Genomic DNA, 2,560 nt, shown 5'->3' on the forward strand with positions numbered 1-2,560 from the left:
AGCAACTAGCAACTAGCATCAAAACATACAGGATTCACATGTACCAACTTAGCTTTTCTATGCCCGAGTTTCTTGAAAATTACTGGCATAAGAAACCAACCATCTTAAAAGGTGGCTTCCAAAACTTCGTCGACCCAATTTCGCCGGAAGAACTTGCTGGTTTATCGATGGAAGAAGAAGTGGATTCTCGCTTTGTTTCTAACCTCAACAACCAATGGACAGCAGAGCACGGCCCATTCGCCGAAGAAAAATTTGGTGAACTGGCGGAGTCTCACTGGCAACTGATCGTTCAAGCAGCCAACCATTGGCATCAAGGTGCCAATGAGCTAACGAAAGCGTTCCAACAATTACCAAACTGGTTGTTCGATGACCTGATGATTTGCTACTCAGCACCTGAAGGTGGTGTTGGACCGCATATTGACCAATACGATGTATTCATCATTCAAGGTCAAGGTAAGCGTCAATGGAAAGTAGGCGCAAAAGATGTCGGACAATATAAAGAGACCGTCCAAGCTTCTGCTCTACGCCAAATCGAAGGTTTTGAGCCAATCATTGATGAAACTCTAGAACCAGGCGATATTCTTTATATCCCGCCAGGCTTTCCACACGAAGGCAATACGCTAGAACCATCAATGAGCTACTCCATTGGCTACCGCTCTCCGAAAGAGCAAGAGCTGATCAGTAACTTTGCCGACTTTGTACTTGCCCATGATATGGGTGATGTTCACTTGCACGATCCTGAGTTCAAAGCGCAGGACAGCTACGGCAAGATTCGTTCGTCAGATTTGAGTAACCTGACTGATATGCTTAAATCAGCCCTTGAGCAACCAGAGACGGTTAGCGACTTCATGGGTTGCTTACTGAGCCAGTCACGCCACCAGCTTGATATCGTTGCACCAGAGCCACTATGGACTCAAGAAGAGATTGCCCAACACCTAGAGTCAGAAGGTGAAATCCACCGAGTATCCGGCTTGAAAGCGCTCTACCACGAAAATCAAAGCAACACGGCTTACATCAATGGTGAGGTGTTTAAGGTGGATGAAGCGGATTCTTCGTTACTCAACATACTTTGCGATGAGACCGTGATTACTTCGGCTAATGCCCTATCACCTTCGGGCGTAACGGTCGTGACTGAATTGGTGAACAAAGGCTACTGGCTCATCGAAGAGTAAGCAGCGTCAGACGCTATTTATTAACCTACTTTTCAAGAAACAACTAAAAAAGGGACAAATGACATCTTCATTTGTCCCTTTTTGACCCTGTAAATAATTCTGTGTAACTGTCGGGGTTACATATATTCAGTGAGTCGGTCTTCGAACATAATCATAAAGCGGTTCAGGGCTTGTCGCCAGTTTCTGATTGGCATTGTCCATCTCTTGGACGCATCTTGGATCGCTAAGAAGATCACTTTTCTTGCCGACTCATCAGTCGGGAACAGTTTACGCTTCTTAATCGCCTTTCTAATAACGCTATTAAGTGATTCTATAGCGTTGGTTGTGTAGATCGCTCGCCTAATGTCCTCAGGGTAGTTGAAGAGCGTGTTCAGGTTATTCCAATGCGCTGTCCAGGAGCGGCTGATCTGAGGGTATTTGTCATCCCATTTATCTGATAACTGCTCTAAGGCGAATAGTGCTTCGTCTTCAGTTTTCGACTGATAGATCTTCTTAAGATCGGCAGTGACCGCCTTATAGTCCTTCCAAGGTACGTACTTGACTGAGTTTCTCACCATATGGACGATGCAGAGTTGTATCTGGGTATTTGGGAATGCTGCATTAATGGCATCAGGGAAGCCCTTCAGACCATCGACACATGCAATAAGAATGTCTTTTACTCCGCGGTTTTGTAGCTCTGTTAGTACAGCAAGCCAGAACTTCGCGCCTTCCGTTTCTGACAGCCACATACCAAGCAGTTCTTTTTGCCCCTCCATGTTTACGCCTAGAGCAAGATAAACGGCTTTGTTGATGACCTGTTTATCTTGTCTGATTTTAACGACAATGCAGTCGAGATAGACGATGGGGTAGACCTCATCTAAAGGGCGAGATTGCCATTCAACAACCTGCTCGAGAATAGAGTCGGTCACTTTAGATATAAGGGTTGGTGAGACATCCGCATCGTACATTTCCTTGAATGTGGCTACGATTTCTCGGGTCGTCATACCTTTAGCATAGAGGCTTAAGATTTTGTCATCCATCGACTGGAAACGAGTTTGATGCTTACGAACCAGCTTTGGTTCAAAGCTTGACTCTCGGTCACGAGGAACGTCTATAGGCACTTCACCATCATCAGTGAGAAGCGACTTGGAGGAGTACCCATTACGGGAGTTAGAACTAGGTTTAGAGAAGTGTTTTTCGTAACCAAGGTGCTCATCAAGCTCGACATTCAATGCCGTCTCAACAGTCACCTTGGTTAACATTTTGCGGAAGTCATCAAGATCAGTTTCTGTCTTAATTGACTTAGCTGCTTCACGAGCAAAAGCTTCAAGTGCTTTCTTATCCATACTATCCATCCTTAGCCTTTAAGGCTTAAGTTTAGACAGTTACACAGAATTTAGGACAGTCTC

Annotated in this window: 2 protein-coding genes; one reads left to right on the plus strand and one right to left on the minus strand. The window is 45.1% G+C overall.

What is annotated here, in order from left to right:
- Window positions 1–38 precede the first annotated feature (38 nt).
- On the plus strand, window positions 39–1,172 hold the full coding sequence (locus BCT81_RS24940; protein WP_102426205.1) for a cupin domain-containing protein: 1,134 nt from the start codon (window positions 39–41) through the stop codon (window positions 1,170–1,172).
- 116 nt (window positions 1,173–1,288) lie between these two features.
- On the opposite strand, the gene BCT81_RS24945 is transcribed toward BCT81_RS24940, so the two are convergent.
- Window positions 1,289–2,497, minus strand: coding sequence for an IS256 family transposase (locus BCT81_RS24945; RefSeq protein WP_102426204.1), 1,209 nt, complete (start codon window positions 2,495–2,497; stop codon window positions 1,289–1,291).
- Window positions 2,498–2,560 lie beyond the last annotated feature (63 nt).

The sequence above is a fragment of the Vibrio sp. 10N.261.52.A1 genome (assembly GCF_002876325.1).
GTDB lineage: Bacteria > Pseudomonadota > Gammaproteobacteria > Enterobacterales > Vibrionaceae > Vibrio > Vibrio chagasii.

Coding starts and splice junctions, on each gene's coding strand:
- BCT81_RS24940 (WP_102426205.1), top strand. CDS start 39: ATGTACCAACTTAGCTTTTCTATGCCCGAGTTTCTTGAAAATTACTGG.
- BCT81_RS24945 (WP_102426204.1), bottom strand. CDS start 2,497: ATGGATAAGAAAGCACTTGAAGCTTTTGCTCGTGAAGCAGCTAAGTCA.